The organism is Bartonella sp. AP21QHHD, assembly GCF_042196205.1.
Lineage (GTDB): Bacteria > Pseudomonadota > Alphaproteobacteria > Rhizobiales > Rhizobiaceae > Bartonella.
In genome coordinates this window covers 25,853-46,323 of sequence record NZ_JBHIPT010000119.1, presented here as the reverse complement: position 1 = coordinate 46,323, position 20,471 = coordinate 25,853, and the positions used below count along the sequence as shown (strand labels likewise).

Genomic DNA, 20,471 nt, shown 5'->3' with positions numbered 1-20,471 from the left:
GGGGGTAAACTATGATGAAAGACGGGGTATGAATTTTGATTGAAATTTCAACAGTTGGTGTGTTTTTTGCTGGGGCACTCTCTTTTTTGTCACCATGCGTTTTGCCGTTAGTTCCTCCTTATTTGTGCTATATGGCAGGGGTTGGTATTGATGATTTTCGTTCAGAAAAGCCTGATGAGAAAGTCTTTATCCGGTGGGCTTTATTATCTTCTGTTATTGCTTTTGTTCTTGGGTTTACGACTGTTTTTGTTGCTTTAGGTGCCAGTGCTAGTACAATTGGGAAATTCATCGGTTATTATCGTGATTGGTTTGCCCTTGCTGCTGGAATTGTCATTATTATTTTTGGTTTAAATTTTTTGGGGATTTTCAAGATCGCTTTTTTATTTCGTGAGGCGCGTTTTCAGACCCAAAAAACACCTGCTGGTCCTTTAGGCGCGTATATTATCGGTTTAGCTTTTGCCTTTGGTTGGACACCGTGTATTGGCCCTATTTTAGGTCCTATTATAACGCTTGCTGGAACAAAAGAAACTGTGGGAGAGGGAGCTGTTCTCTTAGCGGTTTATGCATTAGGTCTTGCTATTCCTTTTATGTTAGCAGCTTTATTTTCGAGCAGTTTTATGCGATTTTTAGGAGCTTTTCGTATTCATTTAGGAAAAGTTGAAAAAATCATTGGTGTTTTTCTTATTCTTACAGGGATTTTGTTTTTAACAGGTTCTATGCAGGATCTTTCATTTTGGCTTTTAGAACATTATCCTTCGTTGAGTTATATTGAAGATATTCGTTGGCACAATATTATGATTTTTTTTGGATTTTCTCGTTAGTCTTATGTGTTTTTATGGTTAGAAGTTGTCTTTCTATTGTTCTTGCCGCAGGTGAGGGGACGCGCATGAAATCGTCTCTGCCTAAGGTACTTCATAAAATTGCTGGATTGCCTCTTATATGCCATGTTCTAAAAAAAATAGAATTGGCAGGCTCTTCACAATTAGCGGTTGTTGTGGGATATGGTGCTAAGGAGGTTACGCACGTTGTTCAGTCATTTGTAAAAGATGTAATGATTTTTGAACAAAAAGAGCGTTTAGGAACTGCTCATGCTGTTTTGTCTGCTCGTTTAGCTTTGCAAAAGGAGGTGGATGATGTGCTCATTGTTTTTGGGGATACTCCTCTCATTCAGCAAGATTCATTGCACCAAATGCGTGCACAGCTTGCTGATGGAGCAGATGTTGTTTTTGCAGGTTTTCATACCAAACATCCAACAGGTTATGGGCGTCTTCTCGAGAAAAATGGTCAATTGATTGCAATTGTAGAAGAAAAAGACGCTAGCGATGAAGAAAAAAAGATTTCTTTTTGTAACGGTGGAATACTCGCTATGCGTGGAAAACATGCACTTTCTCTTTTAGAGAAAGTTGGTAATAATAATGTGAAAAAAGAATATTACTTAACAGATATTGCTTCTCTTGCAACACGCGAAGGATTAGATGTGCGTGTTGTTGAAGTTCCTTTTGAAGATATTGTAGGAATTAACAACGGTCTTGAGCTTTCTGAGGCTGATTCTTTGTGGCAAAAACGTAAAGCGCGCGATTTAATGTTATCGGGTGTTACACTCTTAAAGCCAGAAACACTCTATTTTTCTTATGATACAGAAATTGCACCAGGGGTGGTGATAGAACCAAATGTTTATTTTGGGTTAAACGTAAAAGTACAATCTGGTGCGGTTATTCATGCATTTAGTTATCTCGAAGGTGCTGTGGTTGGTAGAGATGCACAGATTGGTCCCTATGCACGTTTGCGTCCTGGAACAGAGTTGGCAAAGTCCGTAAAGATTGGAAATTTTTGTGAAGTCAAACAAGCTAAGGTAGGAGAATCTTCTAAAATCAATCATTTAAGTTATATTGGTGATGCCGAAATTGGTGCACATACCAATATTGGAGCCGGTACGATTACTTGCAATTATGATGGATTTAACAAATATAAAACCATGATTGGTGATCATGCTTTTGTTGGGTCTAATACGGCACTTGTTTCCCCATTGGTAATAGGGGATGGCTCTTATGTTGCTTCAGGAAGTGTTATTACTGAAAATATTCCTATGAACAGTATGGCTTTTGGGCGTGCACGACAGGTTATAAAAGAGGGCTATGCGACAAAATTTCGAGAGCGTTTGTTAGAAAACAAACAGAAAAAATGATTATTTTCAGCTTATTCTTTTGTTTCGTGTTAATCTAACGATGGATGGAAGATTTATTCTTAAAGATTGCCGTATTCCATGTTTGAATTATTTTTATTATTTATAGTTTTAAATAAAGGCTGTTGGATTGTTTTGTAAAATTTGAATCTTAAGATGTGGGTTGGAGCTTTTTAATGTGTGGAATTATTGGAGTTCTTGGAAAGAGGTGTGTTACGTCCTCTTTGGTTGAGGGGTTAAAACGTCTTGAATATAGAGGGTATGATTCATCTGGGGTGGCAACGGTCCATAATGGGCATCTTTATCGTGTACGTGCTGAGGGGAAGCTTGTTCATTTAGAAGAAAAATTAAAAAAAACACCTCTGGAGGGAAGTTTAGGGATTGGTCATACCCGTTGGGCTACGCATGGAATTGCTGTTGAACGCAATGCGCATCCCCATGTGACTGAAAAGCTTGCGATTGTTCATAATGGTATTATTGAAAATTTTGTAGAACTGCAAAAGGAACTCATAGAGGATGGTTGTATCTTTGAAACAGAGACGGATACGGAAGTTATTGCACATTTAATAACGCGTGCATTAAAAGATGGTCTTTCTCCGCAAGAAGCCATACGTACCAGCTGGAAAAGGCTGCAGGGGGCTTTTGCTATTGCTCTTATTTTCGAAGGTGAAGATAACCTTATGATTGCGGCTTGTTCTGGTCCACCTCTGGCAATTGGTTATGGAAAAGATGAATTTTTTGTGGGGTCAGATGCCATAGCTTTGGCACCATTCGTTGATTATATTAGCTATATGGAAGATGGGGATTGGGCTGTTCTCACACGGGAAGGTGTTACAATTTATGATGCTAATAATCAACCGGTAAAACGTCCTGTGACGACATTACTTGAAGGGGCTTTATTGATTTCTAAGGGTAATCATCGTCATTTTATGCACAAGGAAATGTTTGAACAACCTGAAGTGATTTCTCATAATTTGGCGCATTATCTTGATCTTGGAAATTATGCGGTTCGACCGCTTGAGAATTTGATTGATTGGAAAAATATTCATCGGCTTCTTTTTGCGAGTTGTGGAACGGCATATTATTCAACCTTAGTTGCGCGCTATTGGTTTGAGAAATTTGCCGCTTTAAGTGTTGATAATGATGTTGCTTCCGAGTTTCGTTATCGTGAACCTCCTATAACGTCTGATGTGTTATCGCTGTTTGTTTCTCAATCTGGTGAGACAGCTGATACATTGGCTTCTTTGCGTTATTGTCGTGAGCGGGGTGTAAAAACAGCAACAATTGTGAATGTAGAGCAATCAACAATGGCAAGGGAGGCTGATTTTATTCTCCCAACACTTGCCGGACCGGAAATAGGTGTTGCTTCAACAAAAGCTTTTACCTGTCAATTGGCAACGCTTGCTTCACTCGCTCTTAGTGCGGCTAAACAACGTGGCTATCTCTCGGCTCAAATAGAAAAGCAACTGGTTCAACAGTTGGCAGAAGTTCCACGTATTTTAAATGAGGTCTTAAAATTAGAGAGAAAAATTGAATGTATTTGTCGTGATTTGGTGAATGCAAAAAGTGTTCTTTATCTGGGACGTGGAACTTCTTATCCGATTGCTTTGGAGGGAGCTCTTAAACTGAAAGAGCTTTCTTATATTCATGCTGAAGGTTATGCGGCAGGTGAATTAAAGCATGGACCAATTGCTCTGGTGGATGAGACAATACCCGTTATTGTTGTTGCACCTTATGATCGGTGGTTTGAAAAAACTTTTTCTAATATGCAAGAAGTGGTAGCGCGTAATGGTCGTATTATTTTAATAACCGATAAAAAGGGAGCAGAAGTAGCTTGTCTTAAGACTTTATCAACGATCACTTTGCCAGATGTTCCAGAATTTATTTCTCCTATTATTTATGCACTCCCTGTTCAGTTAATCGCTTATCATACGGCTGTTTTATTAGGAACAGATGTTGATCAACCCCGTAATTTAGCAAAATCAGTCACGGTTGAATAAAAGTATATTTCTGAATCTTTTGGAGAATAATCAAGTGTAAGAAATTGATTTATAATGAAACTTATTTTTTCATTTTTCTCTGTTGAACGAGAATACTGAAGAAAGGTTTTTTATTCCTAAATCCTTTACGATAAAACGAAAAATATTTTCTTACCTATCAAAAAATAGATCAGTTATGTGAATATAATGGTAAAAAAAGACGCAATATTGCTTCTACTGTTTTAATGCAGTTGATTTGTTATTCGTTCATGAAGCATAAAGATGGTAAGAGACTGCGTAGATCATTTATGGGTAATTCTAAGAGAAAATCATATTTGAACAGAGAGGTATTTAAGTTTTTTATTAGAGGGTTTTTGTTATCCTGCTCGTAAGAGGCGTGCAGCATCGTTGTGTCCGAAAAGATAAAGGAGCAACCGTAAAGCTTGTCCTTGCTCAGAAGAAAGATGAGGATCGCGTTGTAAAAATAAACGAGCATCTTTTCTTGCCATTGACAAAAGATCGCTATGAACTGCAAGGTTTGCTATATGAAATTCAGGGACTCCGGATTGTTTTGTACCTAAAAGTTCTCCTTCGCCTCGTAGGCGCCAATCTTCTTCAGCAATTTCAAAACCATCTTCTGTATTGCGGATAATATTAAGGCGTGTTGCTGCTGTTTTAGTCAGTGGATCTTTATAGAGCAAAATGCAGGAAGATTTTTTATCGCCTCGTCCTACACGTCCACGTAATTGGTGCAATTGTGAAAGGCCAAAATGTTCCGCGTGTTCGATGATAATGATCGAAGCATCTGGAATATCTACTCCCACTTCAATGACTGTGGTTGCAACTAAAATACGTGTATTTCCACATTTAAAAGATGCCATAGCGGCTTCTTTTTCTGCTGTAGACATTTTTCCATGGATCATACCAACGTGTGCTCCAAAGCACTCATGGAGAAATGCAAAGCGGTTTTCAATTGAAGTGAGATCAAGAGCTGTCGATTCCTCCACTAAAGGACAAATCCAATAGAGCTTCTCTCCTTTTTCTAATGCAATTGCGATTCTCTCTATAAGCTCATGAAGACGTTTCAAAGAAAGCGTTGCTGTTGTAATGGGTTGTCGTCCCATTGGTTTTTCGGTAATTTTAGATACATCCATATCACCAAAAGCTGTTAAGACAAGTGTGCGCGGAATGGGCGTGGCGGTCATAACCAGCATATCAGCTTTATTACCTTTTTCTGTAAGAGCGATACGTTGATGGACACCAAAACGGTGTTGTTCATCGATAATGGTTAAAGCGAGATTATTATAAGTAACACTGTTTTGTATGAGAGCATGGGTTCCGATGACAATAGAAACTTGACCTGACAGAATATCATTCACGATATTTGTCCGCAATTTCCCTTTTTCTCGTCCTGTTAAAAGCGTTGTTTGTAATCCGACCTTTTTGGCAAGAGGAGCGATGGTGGCAAAATGTTGCCTAGCAAGCACTTCAGTTGGTGCCATTAAAGCTGATTGTCCTGAATTTTCAGCAATTTGTGCCATTGCCATCAATGCAACAACAGTTTTTCCTGCGCCTACATCACCTTGAAGTAGTCTTAGCATCGGTTCTGGTGAAGCAAGATCATTTGCGATATCTTCTACTGCTTTTTTTTGTCCGGTTGTGAGTTGAAAGGGGAGGATATTGAGCAATTTTTTAGTATAAATTCCTGTTGATGGTCGAGAAGTGCCAACAAGAGATTTAGTTTTCAAACGCACGAGTCCTAGTGCCAATTGACAAGCGAGCAATTCATCATAGGCAAGACGTTTGCGTGCTGTACTTTCTAAGGATAGATCATTGGGGTTAATGGGCGCATGGATACGGCGTAAAGCAACAGAAAAAGAAGGAAAATTTTGCTGCTTTTTTACATTTTCATCTATCCATTCTGGTAGAAGAGGAATAAAATCAAGAGCGTTTTGTATGGCGCGTCTTAGTGTCTTTACAGTTAGTCCTGCAGTAGAGGGATAGACAGGTTCGATGAGAGGTATCTGATTTGATTGTTCGCTTGGGGCAATATAGTCTGGATGCGCCATTGAAAGCTGTCCATTAAACCATTCAACTTTTCCTGATATAATGACTTTTTTTCCTTCGGGGAGTTGTTTTTTTAGCCAAAGAGGTTGAGCATGAAAAAAGACTAAATTTATTTTTCCTGTCTGATCATGGGCAATAACACGATAGGGAATTCGGTTGTGACCACGGGGTGGTGGTTGATGCTGATCGATGATAATTTCGAGCGTAACAGTATCTCCTTCTTTTGCACAAGTAATGTTGGGACGCATTCTGCGGTCTATAACGGAATGGGGCATTAATTGAAGAAGGTCAATAAGGGTTGCTTCGCGTTGTGTGGGATTAACATCTAAGAGTTTGGTCAATAAACCATAGACTTTAGGTGTAATACCAGAAAGAGTTCGGATAGAATTAAAAAGTGGGGTAAGAAGACTTGGAGGCATGAGCAAATTTAACCTGCCCTTTTTGTTTTTTCTAGACCTTTAGAAGAGCTTTTTGGGGATAAAGTCATAAAGAGGAGGTTGCTTTATTTACACATTGAACTTTAGGAAGAGAAATTAATATTTAAAGAAAAATACAATTAAATGGTCAAAAATTAAAGTGCTTAGATGAGGTATATTGTTTTTCTTTTTATTTTAGGTGTTTATTTGCTGTGAATAGAAGCATTTTCTTGATAGAACTCTCTTATAAATATTAATAAAATTGGGATATTGCTCCTATGTAGGATGATGAATTTATAGCTTTAAAGTTTGATGATAAACAGAAGTTTTTTCTTTTATAAGGGCTGCTGTTTAGCATTTATTTTGTAGTGGGAAATTGTGAGAGTGGTAAAAAATAAAATGCAAATGCAAGAGAACAAAAATTCTCTTCCTCGCTTTATTCATTTGAGAGTGCATTCAGCTTATTCCTTGCTCGAAGGGGCTTTAAAAATCCCCCAAATTATTCAACAGACGATTTCAGATCATGCACCAGCGGTTGCTATTACCGATACCAATAATTTATTTGGTGCTTTGGAATTTTCACAGCATTGTCTTTCTCATGGGGTCCAACCTATTATTGGTTGTCAGCTTACTGTTGATTTTTGTGATGAAAATGATCATTCACGTTTGGCTAAATGGCGTAATCCTTCTGATTTTTGCTCTATTGTTCTTTTGGCAGCTAGCGAAACCGGTTATGCTCATTTGGTTCGTCTTGTGAGCCGTGCTTATCTTGATAAGTGTGATACTGATCCTCCTCATATTAAAGCTGATTGGTTGTCAGAACACAGTGAAGGAATAATCGCTTTAACGGGTGGAAAGGGAGGACCTATTAATCTTTCTTTGGCGGAAGAGAAAAAAGAACACGCTGTTGAGCGCTTAATTTATTTGAAAAAATCTTTTGCGGATCGTCTTTATGTGGAGTTACAACGGCATAGTTCTTATGACCGGAGTGTAGAAGCTGATCTTATTGAATTGGCTTATGCGCATGAAATTCCTCTTGTTGCAACGAATGAAGCCTTTTTTCTGAAAAGAGAAGGGTATGAAGCGCATGATGCGCTGATGGCTGTTTCAGAAGGACAAATTGTCTCTAATCCAGATCGCAAACGTGTGACGCCAGATCATTATTTGAAGTCACAAGATGAAATGGTTACACTGTTTTCTGATCTTCCAGAAGCTTTGGAAAATAGTGTTGAAATTGCATTGCGTTGTCATATTGCCTCGCCTCTTCGAAAACCGATATTGCCTCGTTTTATAGAACAATCTGTTAATTCAGAAACTACTTTAGAAATAGAAGATAGTGAGTTGTTAAATCAGGCTAAAGCTGGTTTGAAGATGCGGCTTGAAACAATAGGGTTGGCTGAAGGGTATACGATTGCAGATTATGAACAGCGGCTTGATTATGAAATTTCAGTTATTACGCGTATGCAATTTTCTGGATATTTTCTTATCGTTTCAGATTTCATAAAATGGGCAAAGGTTCATGACATTCCCGTTGGACCAGGACGGGGTTCTGGTGCTGGTTCACTTGTTGCTTATGCATTGACAATTACTGATGTGGATCCCTTGCGGTTTTCTCTTCTCTTTGAACGTTTTCTCAACCCAGATCGTGTTTCGATGCCAGATTTTGATATCGACTTTTGTCAAGAGCGGCGCGAAGAAGTTATTCAATATGTTCAAAAAAAATATGGACGTGATCAAGTTGCTCAAATTATTACCTTTGGTAAGTTACAGGCACGTGCAGTTTTGCGTGATGTGGGGCGTGTTTTAGAAGTTCCTTATCGTCAGGTGGATTATCTTACAAAATTAATTCCTGCCACGCCAGGAAGTCAGGTAGAATTAGCTGATGCTATTAAGGATGAACCTAAATTTGAAGAGGAAAAGAAAAAAGATCCCGTTGTTGTCCGCACATTAGATATAGCACTTCAGTTGGAGGGACTTTATCGTCATGCTTCAACTCATGCTGCTGGGATTGTTATCGGAGATCGTCCACTTTGGGAGCTTGTCCCGATGTATCGTGATCCTCGTTCTGATATGCCTGTTACACAATTTAACATGAAATATGTGGAACAGGCGGGGCTGGTAAAATTTGATTTTCTTGGATTAAAAACGCTTACTGTTTTGAAAATGGCAGTCGATTTTGTTGCCAGAAAGGGGACTAAAATAGATTTATCAAATATTCCTCTGAATGATGAAGCAACCTATGCTATGATGGCACGTGGTGAAACGGTTGGCGTGTTTCAGGTGGAAAGTTCTGGTATGCGCAAGGCGTTGATTGGAATGAAGCCAGACCGTATTGAAGATATTATTGCGCTGGTTGCACTTTATCGTCCAGGTCCAATGGAGAATATTCCAACCTATAATGCACGCAAACATGGGGAAGAGGAAATTTCTTCTATTCATCCTAAGATAGATCATCTGATTAAAGAAACACAAGGTGTTATTGTCTATCAAGAACAGGTGATGCAGATTGCTCAGGTTCTTGCTGGCTATTCGCTTGGAGAAGCTGATTTACTACGTCGTGCTATGGGGAAAAAAATTCATGCTGAAATGCAAAAACAGCGTACGCGTTTTATCAATGGAGCTGTTGCAGGTGGTGTGGATAAAGATCAAGCTGATATTATCTTTGATCTTTTAGCAAAATTTGCCGATTATGGTTTTAATAAATCGCACGCTGCTGCTTATGCAATTGTTTCTTACCAAACAGCTTATATGAAAGCAAACTATCCCGTTGAGTTTTTAGCTGCTTCAATGACATATGATATGACGAATACAGATAAGCTCAATGATTTTCGACGCGAAGCATTAAGGTTGGGTATTGAAGTTATTGCACCTTCTATACAAACATCTCATCGTGTTTTTGAGGTTGGTGATAACAGTATTTATTATTCTCTTGCTGCCATTAAAGGTGTGGGAGAAACTGTTGTAGATCATATTGTTTCTTGTCGTGGGAATAAGATTTTTAAGGATTTGGAAGATTTTTGTGCGCGCGTTGATCCTCGTATTGTTAATAAGCGTGCGATGGAAAGTTTAGTTTGTGCTGGTGCTTTTGATTGTTTTAACATTGCACGTGAGGTTTTATTAGCCAATCTTGGAACCCTTCATGCGCGTGCACTTCGTATTCTCGATGACAATTCTAGCGGGCAGGTTGATATATTTGGAATGGCAGGCGGATTAAAAGAACCATTGATTTTATCGCAAACAACCCCTTGGTTGCCGGCTGAGAAACTTTATCGAGAATTTCAAGCTATAGGTTTTTACTTTTCTGCGCATCCTTTGGAGGAGTATCAAGCTATTCTGGACAAAAAACGCATTCAGACTTGGGGTAATTTTGCCAATGCCGTTAAAGGGGGAGCAACAGCTGCACGGCTTGCTGGAACTGTTGTGGGAAAAAGCGTGCGCAAAACAAAATCTGGTAAAAAAATGGGAATTATTCATTTTTCTGATACAAGTGGACAATATGAAGCAGTTCTCTTTTCTGAGGCACTCTCGGATTATGAAGAGATGCTAGAACCCGGAAAATCTTTTATTATTACGGTGAGCGCAGAAAATCGTTCTGAAGGAGTTAGTTTGCGAATTGAAACAATTCAGTCTTTGGAAAATGAATCATTACAACAGCATAAAATGATGCGTCTCTTTATAAAAACAGTTGATATGCTTCCACAAATTGAACAAAATTTAAATCTTGGGGGGAATGGAGAGGTTGGGCTTATTTTAATTCAAGAGGATGAATTGCGAGAAGTCGAAATTGCGCTTCCTAAGCGATATAAGGTAAATTCACATGTCGCAAATGCTATGAAATTAATTCAGGGTGTTGTTGATGTAGAATTGAGTTAAAGAAAGATTAAAGATGGGAGCTGATTTTGAGTGGTGTTTTTGCTTTTAGGAGAGCTAAAAATTGAGCTTTTAAAATCGGATTGTAGATTTCGAAAAATATTGCTTTTATTTGAGTAAATTATGATATTTTTTAGTGTCATAAAATTAAAAAAATCTCGTTCTTTCGTAATATTCAAAGTGCCGGAAGAATTTTATAAGTTTTTATCATTATTTTTTATAGAATTCATCGCATCATACATGTAAAGCCAATTGAGATCTGACATAATGCTCTCTGGTGTACGAATTTTCATCATGAGATTGCGTGCAATTGCTATGGGACCGGTTGCGTGATAGGCTAATCTATTGAAATCTGCGCGTTTTTTTACTGCTGCAATACGGGGGGTGCGTATTGTTTCGTAAAGCGAAAGTGCTTTCGTTAATGAAAAATCTTTCAATGAAAGTGCTTTTGCTAATGTGGCGGCATCTTCGATTGCCATAGCGGCACCTTGTGCTGCAAAAGGTAAGGCAGCATGTGCGCAATCGCCAACAAATACTTGTCTCTCTAAACCGATAAAACGATTTTGTTTCATTTGAAAGAGTGGCCAATAGCTCCATTCATCAATATGATCAAAGATTTCTAAGATTTTTGAATTCCAATCTTTAAAAAGAGATTTGAGTTTTTCTTTATCTCCTTTATGGGCCCATCCTTCTTTTGAATTTTCTCCATGCGTAATGGCGACAAAATTAAAAATTTTTTCTGACGATTGAATGGGGTAGACAACAAGATGATTTTTTGATCCCATCCAAGCCGTAATTGTCTTCATATTTTGCAATGAAGAACGAAAGTTTTGAGGAAGATTATCAGATGTTGTTGTTGCACGCCAAGCAATAAAGCCACTAAAATTTGCTTTTTCATGAAAAGGAGATTGTTGCCGTAATGTTGACCAAACGCCATCACATCCGATCAAGAGGGGCGTTGAATAAAGCTGTTCTGTTGCCGTATCTGTTTTTATTGTCGTGATTTTAATGTTGGTTGCCGATTGGGTAGAAGATACAATCGTTTCGCCTGCTTTGTATTTGATCAAAGGATTTTCAATCACTGCATTATATAAAATTTTTTGTAAAGCCGCGCGGTGAATCGTCATATAAGGGGCTTTCCAATATTTTTCTGTTAGATTAATAAGATGAGCCCGTAGATGTATTTTTAAAGATAATCCATCTTTTAACTCAAGAAAATATGGGATTGTCGCGACTTCAGTGAGTTTGTTAAGAAGTTTCCAGCGAGCAAGAATAGATGTTGCATTTGGTGTCAGTTGAATACCAGCGCCTATCGTTTCAAGTTGCTTACACTTTTCGATAATGGTGCTTGCAATTCCTTTATGAGCGAGTGCTAAAGCAGTGCTTAAACCAGCAATTCCTCCTCCAACGATGATGGGTGATTGTTCCACAAATGATTTCATATTAAACAAGCAGAATTAAAAGAGGGGTTATTAAGAAAGCCAAAAAACGCAATTATAATAGCTTTTCTGGATGATATAAGCATCCTGTTGGGTTTGTTTGATCGTATGATAGCGAGGGAACATAACGATAAAGGGTTGAGCAGTAAGGGCAAATTTTCTCATCTGCTGCTCCCATATCGATAAAGATATGAGGATGATCGAATGGGTGTGTAGCGCCTACACACATAAATTCTTTCACACCAATTTCGATTGTTTTATATCCAAGGTCATTTTGGAAATGAGGAATATTGTGATCAGCCATGGCATACAAACTCCAGAATAAATTTTCTCATCAGCTATGATTGGGCTCTTCTATTTTATAGGCGTGAGTTTGTAATAAAGCGTATAATAATGCAAGATGCTTTTTAAGACAAATTTCTCTTCTTTTATGCTATATTAGAATAGTTGTCTTACTTTTAGTGCTTTGCGCATAGCAATAATTCCAAGTACTTTTAAATATTAAATGGAAAAATGATGAGGGAAGTTAGGCATTGATATATTATTATGATGATAACATATTATCAAATGTTATGTGAGATATTTCGTCAAGGATTTTAGAAAATATAAAAGAAAATTATTTAGGATATATGGAACAGAGGGTGGTAGATAAAATTTCTATATCGAATATAACAATGAAAAATCCGGTACGATTTATTAATCGAGAGTTTTCATGGCTACAATTTAATAATCGTGTTTTGATGGAAGCGGCTAATTCGAAACATCCTTTATTAGAACGTCTACAATTTCTTTCTATTTCAGCTGCAAATCTTGATGAGTTTTTTATGGTTCGTGTTGCAGGACTAGCAGCTCAAATTCGTGCTCGCGTTACAGCGTGCAGTGCAGATGGGCACACTCCACAGGAACAACTTGATATTGTATTAGCTGAGATTTCAAAGCTGCAGGCTCACCAACTACGAGAATTGAATGTTTTACGTGATGAATTAAAAAAGAATGATATTGAAATTATTTGTTCTGATGATCTTTCAGAAATTGAAAAATCATGGCTTGAAAAATATTTTCTTGAGACAATTTTTCCTGTTTTAAAACCTTTACCTGTTGATTCTACTCATCCTTTTCCATTTATTCCTAATTTAGGGCTTTCTATTGGGCTTCAATTGTCTGGAGAAACTGATCAGAATTCACACACAGTGTTGTTATCTATTTCAATGCTTTTAAGGCGTTTTATTCTTCTTCCTCAAGAAGGCAATCATTTTCGTTTTATTGCATCTGAAGATGTTATTTGCCTTTTTATTAAATATGTATTTCCTAACTATGAGGTTAAAGAAATTGGTACATTTAGAATAATCCGAGATAGTGATATTGAAGTAGAAGAAGAAGCTGAGGATCTTGTTCATTTTTTTGAAACTGCTCTTAAAAGGCGGCGCCGTGGGCAGGTTATTCGAGTTGAGTTTGACGCAAAAATGCCAGAGAGTTTACGCCAATTTATAGCGAATAGTCTCGCTGTTCCTGATAATTGTATTAATGTCCTTGACGGATTTTTAGCGCTTAATACGGTATCAGAAATTGTTTCTATTCCCCGCGATGATCTTAAATTTATTCCTTATATTTCTCGTGTTCCAGAATGTATTCGTAAACATAAAGGGGATTGTTTTGCGGCTATTCGTGAAAATGATATTGTGATTCATCACCCCTATGAGACATTTGATGTTGTTGTCCAATTTTTACGTCAAGCTGCTTGCGATCCTGATGTTGTAGAAATAAAACAAACACTTTATCGTACATCAAATGATAGTCCAATTGTTGGCGCTTTGATTAAAGCGGCTGAACAGGGAAAGTCTGTGACTGCTTTGGTAGAACTTAAAGCACGTTTTGATGAGGAAGCAAATATTCGTTGGGCTAGGGATCTTGAATGTGCTGGGGTTCAAGTTATTTTTGGTTTTATTGCATTAAAAACGCATGCTAAGATGTCATTAGTTGTGAGACGTGAGGGAAAACGTCTTCGCTCTTATGTTCATCTTGGAACAGGAAATTATCATCCCATTAATGCTAAAACTTATACCGATCTTTCTTTTTTTTCCACGGATGATGATATCGCTCATGATGTTGCGTTATTATTCAATTATATTGCGCAATATGAGCGTCCAAATGAAACAATGAAGATTGCTTTTTCACCCTTAACACTGCGTGGTCGTATCTTAGAGCATATTGAGGGAGAAATTGTTCATGCACAACAGGGAAGGTTTGCTGCTATTTGGATGAAAGTTAATGCATTGGTTGATCCTGAAATTATTGATGCTTTATATCGTGCCAGTCAAGCAGGGGTGCAAATTGATTTGGTTGTGCGGGGGATATGTTGTTTACGTCCTGGTATTCTAGGAATTTCGGATAATATTCGTGTAAAATCAATTGTCGGGCGTTTTCTTGAACATAGTCGCATTTTTTGCTTTGGGAATGGTCAAGATTTGCCTAATGAAAATGCACTCGTTTACTTAGGCTCTGCTGATATGATGCCTCGTAATTTGGACTATCGTATTGAAATATTGGTTCCGGTTTTTAATAAAATAGTGCGTCAAAAAATTCTTTTACAGATTATGTTAGCTAATATCATTGATAATCAACAAAGCTTTGATATACTTAAGGATGGAACATCAAAACGTATTACACCGCAGATAGGTGAAAGTCTATTTAATGCGCAGGAGTATTTTATGGCCAATACAAGTTTTGCGGGGGAAAATGAGTCTTTTGAGTCTTCTGTTTCGCGCTTGGTTGCGTTGCATCGGCAACAAGCCGAAATACATAAAGACTAAAATCCAATGACATATAGAGATGCTCAAGGTCGGTTAAAAGGGCGTAAGCCTGTTGCTGTTATTGACATTGGCTCAAATTCTGTTCGGTTGGTTATTTATGAGGGGCTTGTTCGATCACCAACAGTTTTATTTAATGAAAAGATTCTTTGTGGTCTCGGTCATGGTGTGGCGAAAACAGGATTTTTAGAAGAAAAATCGATGAAAATGGCGTTGCAAACACTGAAACGGTTTCGTACGCTTTGTCGACAGATTGGGGCAGATGAGGTCTATACTTTAGCAACAGCAGCAGCACGAGATGCACAGAATGGCGTAGCATTTATTCAGCATGCTGAAGATATTTTGCAAAATAAAATATATCTTCTTTCAGGAAGTGAAGAAGCTATGTATTCAGCATATGGAGTTGTGTCTACTTTTTATCAACCAAAAGGTATTTCTGGGGATCTTGGTGGTGGAAGTCTTGAGCTGATTGATATTGATCATTCTGATGTTGGTGAAGGGATAACGCTCCCATTGGGTGGTTTAAGGCTACAGTATATGTCAAATAATGATAGTGCTGTAGCTACAAAAATTGTACATGAGCAATTTTATAAATCGTCTGTTGTTCGTGCTCGTAAAGGTATAGCACGTTATTTTTATGCAGTAGGGGGGACATGGCGTAATTTGGCAAAACTCCATATGGCAATGAAACACTATCGGCTCCCTGTTATGCATGGCTATGAAGTTGATGCTGTTGAAATGGAGAACTTTTTACGTCTTGTAGCACGTGGCAATATTGATAATATGAGAGGGATTGCAGCGGTTTCTCAGAACCGTCGAAAACTTTTATCTTATGGGGCAATAGTTCTTATTGAACTCATTCAGTGTATGGAGTTTGAAAAGATAATCTTTTCTGGTGCTGGCGTTCGTGAAGGTTTTCTTTATTCACGATTGCCGCAGGCGATTCGACTTTCAGATCCTCTCATTGCAGCATGCACAGAAATGGCTATTTTACGGGCACGTTCACCAAAACAAGCAGAAGAACTCATTGATTTTACGACGAATGCTTTTGAAGTTTTTGGAATTTCAGAAACCGAAAATGAATGCCGTTATCGTCAAGCCGCTTGTCTTCTTGCGGATATTGGTTGGCGTATACATCCAGATTATCGAGGCAATGAAGCAGCAAATCAAATAGCTTTAGGATCTTATCCAGGAATTTCTCATGAAGGGCGCCTTTATGCGGCACTTGCTGTTTTTTTTCGCAATACGAGTTTATTGGTTGATAAAGAATCTCTTCCCATTTTTCAATTAGCAACTCAAAATATAATTGAAAAAGCACGTATTCTTGGCGAAACTATGCGTATTGCTCATCTTTTTAGTGCTTCTGTTGCAGGAATTTTACCTCATTTATTGTGGCATAAAAAAGCAGATCATATTATCCTGCAGATCCCAAAGAATTACGCTGGGTTATTAGGAGAACGTCCTCTTGGACGATTACAGAAGTTATCAAAAATAATAAAACAACCTCTCGCTTTTGAAATTTTTTGATTTTTTTCCTAATTTATTCGTGTTTTATGTCTTAATAATAGGGCCATTGACGAGGGATAAACTAGGTAGCCTATCATCATGAGCTGGACAATAGGACTTGTTCCATAACGCCCATGCTAGACACCACGCAAAGCATTTGTAATGCCTGAGCATTCATAAAAGAAAACATAATTTTTTATTCTGTTACTTGCATCACAGGATGGATTTTTCACTTCATAAGCTTCATGTGAAAATGAAAAGTTTTGTCCATTTTTACGTGAAAAGGTTTTCTTTTTATGCTGCGTCGTTATAACGTTTCTGTTTAGCTTGCTCGATTATCTTAATAAGATTACGATTGTAACCAACGCGATAAAAAACAAGTTTTAAAGATTTTGGGAGAGATCCATTGGTTACATGACGCTGGAATGTTGAAATACTCATATGAAACAGTTTTGCACTTTCACGGTCTGTCAAAAGAATATCATTTCAGTCATTATAAAATCCTTTCACTATAAAAAATAGAAATAAATCACAACTATTTATTAACCATGATTTTCGAATCCTTTGAAAGGTGTTTAATTTATAAAAAACAGCGCTTTATCATATAATTTCTTATGTGAAACTTTATGAGTCTTATTGAGATGGAATGAGAGAATCTTACGATATTCGGAGGTCTAATTCAATATAAATAACGCTAGATTATCGTTAGAAATCAATATATTGCTTTTGTTAGGTATTTTAGTTGTTATGCTGGCTCGTTTTTGATTGTTAGATTGCAATCTTGGTAGTTTTTAATACGATATGGTGACGTGAGGCATTATATCTTTGTTTGTTCCTATTTCTAGGCTGCTATTTTTGTAATGAATGCGCTTTTATTATCAGAACTTTTTTTTTCAAAACTTTTAAATAAGGAACTGTCTGTTTTTTTAGATTATTTTTAATGGGATTTCTATTTAATTGACCTGATAAAGATTTAGCTATCATTTTAATAAGAGTTTACTATTTAATTTTTTAACTTTGTCAGAAGTAGGCTTTATTTATCCTGTTTGCGTTGGCCTATAGGGCATACCAATTGATGTAGATAATGAGTAGCGTAATGGATTTTTCAAAATGAAAATGTAAATTAAAGCTGTTTTGTGCTTATTTTTCCATCGTTAAAGTAAAACCCTATCTGGCCCTTTAGCAGTTGTTCGGCTTTTTTACCAAATATTTCATAGCGCCAGCCATTCATAGCGGGAATATTTTTCTTTATTCCTCCATTGGCAATTTTTTCTAAATCATTAGATGTTGCAATAATTTTAGGGGCAATGCTGTTTTCATTTGCAACAATTTTTAATAACACTTTGAGCAGATTGATAACAGCGGCTGTCGTATCATTGAGTGGATTATGTTTAGGAATGGGGGGTAAAGTAGAAAGATCCACTTCTAAGCCTTCGTGGACAGCTTTGATTAATGATTGAGCAATTGAGAGTTTATCCCAATTCTTATTAAGACTGCGCAACCGTTTTAATGCAGATTCATCTTTTGGTTGTTGGGTTGCTATTTCTATAAGACATTCATCTTTTATGATATGACGACGTGGCATATTGTATTTTCGTGCTTCACGTTCCCGCCAAGCTGCTATCTTTTGTAATACAGCAAGTTCACGTGGCTTTTTAATTTTTCCTTTCACTTTTTTCCATGCTTCATCTTCTGGCATATCATAGGTTTTAGGATTTAAAAGGATTGTTATTTCATCATCCATCCAGTGAGCTCGTTGATTTTTCTCTAACCTTTTTTTCAATAACAAGTAAACATCTCTTAAGTAAGTTACATCGGAAAGTGCATAGAGCAGTTGTTTTTCAGACAAAGGGCGGTAACTCCAGTCTGTAAAGCGGGAGGATTTATCAAGATGATGCCCTGTACAGCGTTGTACAATTTGATCATAGGAGATAGAATCACCAAATCCACAAATTGATCCTGCTATTTGCGTATCAAAGAGAGGGGAAGGAATAACACCTCCAAGATGATAAATTGTTTCAATATCTTGGCGCGCAGCATGAAAAACTTTTACAACTTTTTTATCGATCATAAGGTCAAAAAAAGGTTGTAAATCAATATCTGGTGCTAGGGGATCAATCAAAACTGTGACATCTGGTGATGCAAGCTGGATTAAACACAGTTGAGGCCAAAAAGTTGTTTCGCGGATAAACTCAGTATCGACTGTTACAAAATCAGAGGTACGTAGAGCGTTAAGTGCAATTTCAAGATCTGTTGTTTGTGTAATAAGATTCATCATTTTATTATAATTCGATAAATTAAATTTGTGCTTTATTGACTTTATTTTTGAGTTTTTATTCTCATATCTTGACAAATGGTTATTAAAAAGCGTTTGTAGCGCATGTGAATATTATAATCAAAGGCAAAAAACATGCACCGTTATCGCAGTCATCATTGTGCGGCTCTTCGTAGATGTGATGTAGGAACACAAGTTCGTCTTTCGGGGTGGGTTCATCGTGTTCGTGATCATGGAGGGATTCTTTTTGTGGATTTACGTGATCATTTTGGAATCACACAAATTGTTGCTGACCCTGCTTCACCAGCTTTTAAAGTTATTGAAAAAGTGCGTTCTGAATGGGTTATTCGTGTGGATGGGGAGGTATGTGCTCGTTCTGATGAGGTTATTAATGCAACGCTTCCAACAGGTGAGATTGAAATTTTTGCACAAGAGGTAGAAATTCTTTCAAAATCTGATGAGCTTCCTTTACCGGTTTTTGGTGAGCCTGATTATCCAGAAGATATTCGATTAAAATATCGTTTTCTTGATTTGCGTCGGGAGACTATGCACAAAAATATCATGCGTCGGACTGAAATTATTGCGGCTATGAGACGAGCTATGCAAAATAATGGTTTTACGGAATTTACGACGCCACTTTTGACAGCTTCATCGCCGGAAGGCGCACGTGATTTTTTGGTTCCAAGTCGTGTTCATCAGGGAAAATTTTATGCGTTACCGCAAGCGCCACAGCAATATAAACAGTTGTTGATGATGTCAGGTTTTGATCGTTATTTTCAGATTGCTCCATGTTTTAGAGATGAAGATCCAAGGGCCGACCGTCTTCCTGGTGAATTTTATCAATTAGATGTTGAAATGAGTTTTGTTGAGCAAGAAGATGTTTTAGCAACTATGGAACCTATTATGCGTTCTATTTTTGAAGAATTTGCAGATGGAAAGACTGTGACACAAAGCTTTCCTCGCATTTCCTATGATGAAGCAATGCGAAAATATGGTTCTGATAAGCCTGATCTGCGTAATCCGATCATTATGGAAGATGTTTCTCAGCATTTTTATAATTCTGGTTTCAAAGTCTTTGCTCAAATTTTAGCGAATGATGAGAATGCACAAGTGTGGGCTATTCCAGCTAAAACGGGTGGAAGTCGTGCTTTTTGTGATCGTATGAATGTATGGGCACAAGGCGAGGGGCAACCAGGGCTCGGCTATATTTTCTGGCGTGAAGAAGAAGGAAAATTTGAAGGAGCAGGGCCTATCGCCAAAAATATTGGTGAACAGAGGACTGAAGCAATCCGTATACAGCTTGGTCTTGAAAGTGGGGATGCCTGTTTTTTTGTAGCTGGCGATCCAAAAAAGTTTTCATCTTTTGCCGGAGCAGCACGCACAAGGGTAGGGGAAGAATTAGATCTTCTTGATAGAGATAGTTTCTCTTTGGCGTGGATTGTTGATTTTCCATTTTTTGAATGGAATGAAGATGAAAAAAAGATTGATTTTGGACATAATCCTTTTTCCATGCCTCAAGGGGGAGAAAATGCCCTTGCCTGCCAAGATCCTCTTACTATTAAAGCTTTTCAATATGATCTTGTTTGCAATGGTTATGAAATTGCATCAGGTGGAATTCGTAATCACTTACCAGAAATGATGCTTAAAGTTTTTGAACTTGTAGGACTTTCTAAGGAAGTTGTGAAAGATCGTTTCGGTGGTCTTTATCGTGCATTCCATTATGGGGCTCCGCCACATGGTGGCATGGCTGCGGGAATTGACCGCATTATTATGCTGTTACAAGGTGTTAAAAATTTGCGTGAAGTTGCTTTATTCCCTATGAACCAACAGGCGCTTGATCTTTTAATGAGCGCTCCGTCTGATGTTTCTCCTACACAATTACGTGATTTAGGAATCCGCATGGCTCCTACTCACAAAAATAGCTCATAAA

At 37.6% G+C, this 20,471-nt stretch carries 11 protein-coding genes and 1 pseudogene; 7 read left to right on the top strand and 5 right to left on the bottom strand.

Annotated features, from left to right (window positions below):
- Positions 1–32: 32 nt before the first annotated feature.
- The 3 genes from ACFIMC_RS09320 (at position 33) to glmS (ending at position 4,182) form a co-directional block, all read left to right on the top strand.
- Complete coding sequence (locus ACFIMC_RS09320) at positions 33–821, top strand: cytochrome c biogenesis CcdA family protein (RefSeq protein WP_375611585.1); 789 nt, start codon at positions 33–35, stop codon at positions 819–821.
- 14 nt (positions 822–835) lie between these two features.
- Positions 836–2,185, top strand: a complete 1,350-nt coding sequence (gene glmU, locus ACFIMC_RS09315; RefSeq protein WP_375611532.1) for a bifunctional UDP-N-acetylglucosamine diphosphorylase/glucosamine-1-phosphate N-acetyltransferase GlmU — start codon at positions 836–838, stop codon at positions 2,183–2,185.
- A 173-nt stretch (positions 2,186–2,358) separates the two neighbouring features.
- A complete protein-coding gene (glmS, locus tag ACFIMC_RS09310) occupies positions 2,359–4,182 on the top strand; it encodes a glutamine--fructose-6-phosphate transaminase (isomerizing) (RefSeq protein ID WP_375611533.1) in 1,824 nt (607 codons plus the stop codon).
- A gap of 356 nt (positions 4,183–4,538) precedes the next feature.
- On the opposite strand, the gene recG is transcribed toward glmS, so the two are convergent.
- Positions 4,539–6,647 carry an ATP-dependent DNA helicase RecG gene (recG, locus tag ACFIMC_RS09305; protein WP_375633177.1) on the bottom strand — a complete coding sequence of 703 codons (2,109 nt, stop codon included), beginning with the start codon at positions 6,645–6,647 and terminating at the stop codon, positions 4,539–4,541.
- Positions 6,648–7,049: 402 nt separating this feature from the next.
- Between recG and dnaE the strand changes: the two genes are divergently transcribed.
- Complete coding sequence (gene dnaE, locus ACFIMC_RS09300) at positions 7,050–10,517, top strand: DNA polymerase III subunit alpha (protein ID WP_375633192.1); 3,468 nt, start codon at positions 7,050–7,052, stop codon at positions 10,515–10,517.
- Positions 10,518–10,708: 191 nt separating this feature from the next.
- Here dnaE and ACFIMC_RS09295 read toward each other — a convergent pair whose 3' ends face one another.
- Together ACFIMC_RS09295 and ACFIMC_RS09290 are read right to left on the bottom strand one after the other, a co-directional pair.
- The gene (locus ACFIMC_RS09295) at positions 10,709–11,956 is read right to left on the bottom strand and encodes an FAD-binding protein (RefSeq protein WP_375681003.1); all 1,248 of its coding nucleotides are present in this window, start codon (positions 11,954–11,956) and stop codon (positions 10,709–10,711) included.
- Between the two features lie 52 nt (positions 11,957–12,008).
- Complete coding sequence (locus ACFIMC_RS09290) at positions 12,009–12,257, bottom strand: zinc-finger domain-containing protein (protein ID WP_375611536.1); 249 nt, start codon at positions 12,255–12,257, stop codon at positions 12,009–12,011.
- Positions 12,258–12,582: 325 nt separating this feature from the next.
- On the opposite strand from ACFIMC_RS09290, the gene ACFIMC_RS09285 reads away from it, so the two are divergent.
- Positions 12,583–14,763 (top strand): RNA degradosome polyphosphate kinase, encoded by a 2,181-nt coding sequence (locus ACFIMC_RS09285; protein ID WP_375613092.1) that lies wholly within the window; start codon positions 12,583–12,585, stop codon positions 14,761–14,763.
- A gap of 6 nt (positions 14,764–14,769) precedes the next feature.
- On the top strand, positions 14,770–16,287 hold the full coding sequence (gene ppx, locus ACFIMC_RS09280; RefSeq protein ID WP_375611538.1) for an exopolyphosphatase: 1,518 nt from the start codon (positions 14,770–14,772) through the stop codon (positions 16,285–16,287).
- 273 nt (positions 16,288–16,560) lie between these two features.
- On the opposite strand, the pseudogene ACFIMC_RS09275 reads toward ppx, so the two are convergent.
- Positions 16,561–16,746 (bottom strand): annotated as a pseudogene (locus ACFIMC_RS09275) (helix-turn-helix transcriptional regulator).
- Positions 16,747–17,389: 643 nt separating this feature from the next.
- Positions 17,390–18,544, bottom strand: a complete 1,155-nt coding sequence (rnd, locus tag ACFIMC_RS09270; RefSeq protein ID WP_375671869.1) for a ribonuclease D — start codon at positions 18,542–18,544, stop codon at positions 17,390–17,392.
- A gap of 132 nt (positions 18,545–18,676) precedes the next feature.
- Here rnd and aspS point away from each other — a divergent pair, with 132 nt between their 5' ends.
- Positions 18,677–20,470 (top strand): aspartate--tRNA ligase, encoded by a 1,794-nt coding sequence (gene aspS / locus ACFIMC_RS09265; protein WP_375613090.1) that lies wholly within the window; start codon positions 18,677–18,679, stop codon positions 20,468–20,470.
- The last annotated feature ends 1 nt before the right edge of the window (position 20,471 follow it).

Excerpts from the sequence above, each read along its gene's own strand:
- glmU (WP_375611532.1), top strand. The coding sequence starts at position 836 with ATGGTTAGAAGTTGTCTTTCTATTGTTCTTGCCGCAGGTGAGGGGACG.
- ACFIMC_RS09285 (WP_375613092.1), top strand. The coding sequence starts at position 12,583 with ATGGAACAGAGGGTGGTAGATAAAATTTCTATATCGAATATAACAATG.
- glmS (WP_375611533.1), top strand. The coding sequence starts at position 2,359 with ATGTGTGGAATTATTGGAGTTCTTGGAAAGAGGTGTGTTACGTCCTCT.
- recG (WP_375633177.1), bottom strand. The coding sequence starts at position 6,647 with ATGCCTCCAAGTCTTCTTACCCCACTTTTTAATTCTATCCGAACTCTT.
- aspS (WP_375613090.1), top strand. The coding sequence starts at position 18,677 with ATGCACCGTTATCGCAGTCATCATTGTGCGGCTCTTCGTAGATGTGAT.
- ACFIMC_RS09295 (WP_375681003.1), bottom strand. The coding sequence starts at position 11,956 with ATGAAATCATTTGTGGAACAATCACCCATCATCGTTGGAGGAGGAATT.
- ACFIMC_RS09290 (WP_375611536.1), bottom strand. The coding sequence starts at position 12,257 with ATGGCTGATCACAATATTCCTCATTTCCAAAATGACCTTGGATATAAA.
- rnd (WP_375671869.1), bottom strand. The coding sequence starts at position 18,544 with ATGATGAATCTTATTACACAAACAACAGATCTTGAAATTGCACTTAAC.
- dnaE (WP_375633192.1), top strand. The coding sequence starts at position 7,050 with ATGCAAGAGAACAAAAATTCTCTTCCTCGCTTTATTCATTTGAGAGTG.
- ppx (WP_375611538.1), top strand. The coding sequence starts at position 14,770 with ATGACATATAGAGATGCTCAAGGTCGGTTAAAAGGGCGTAAGCCTGTT.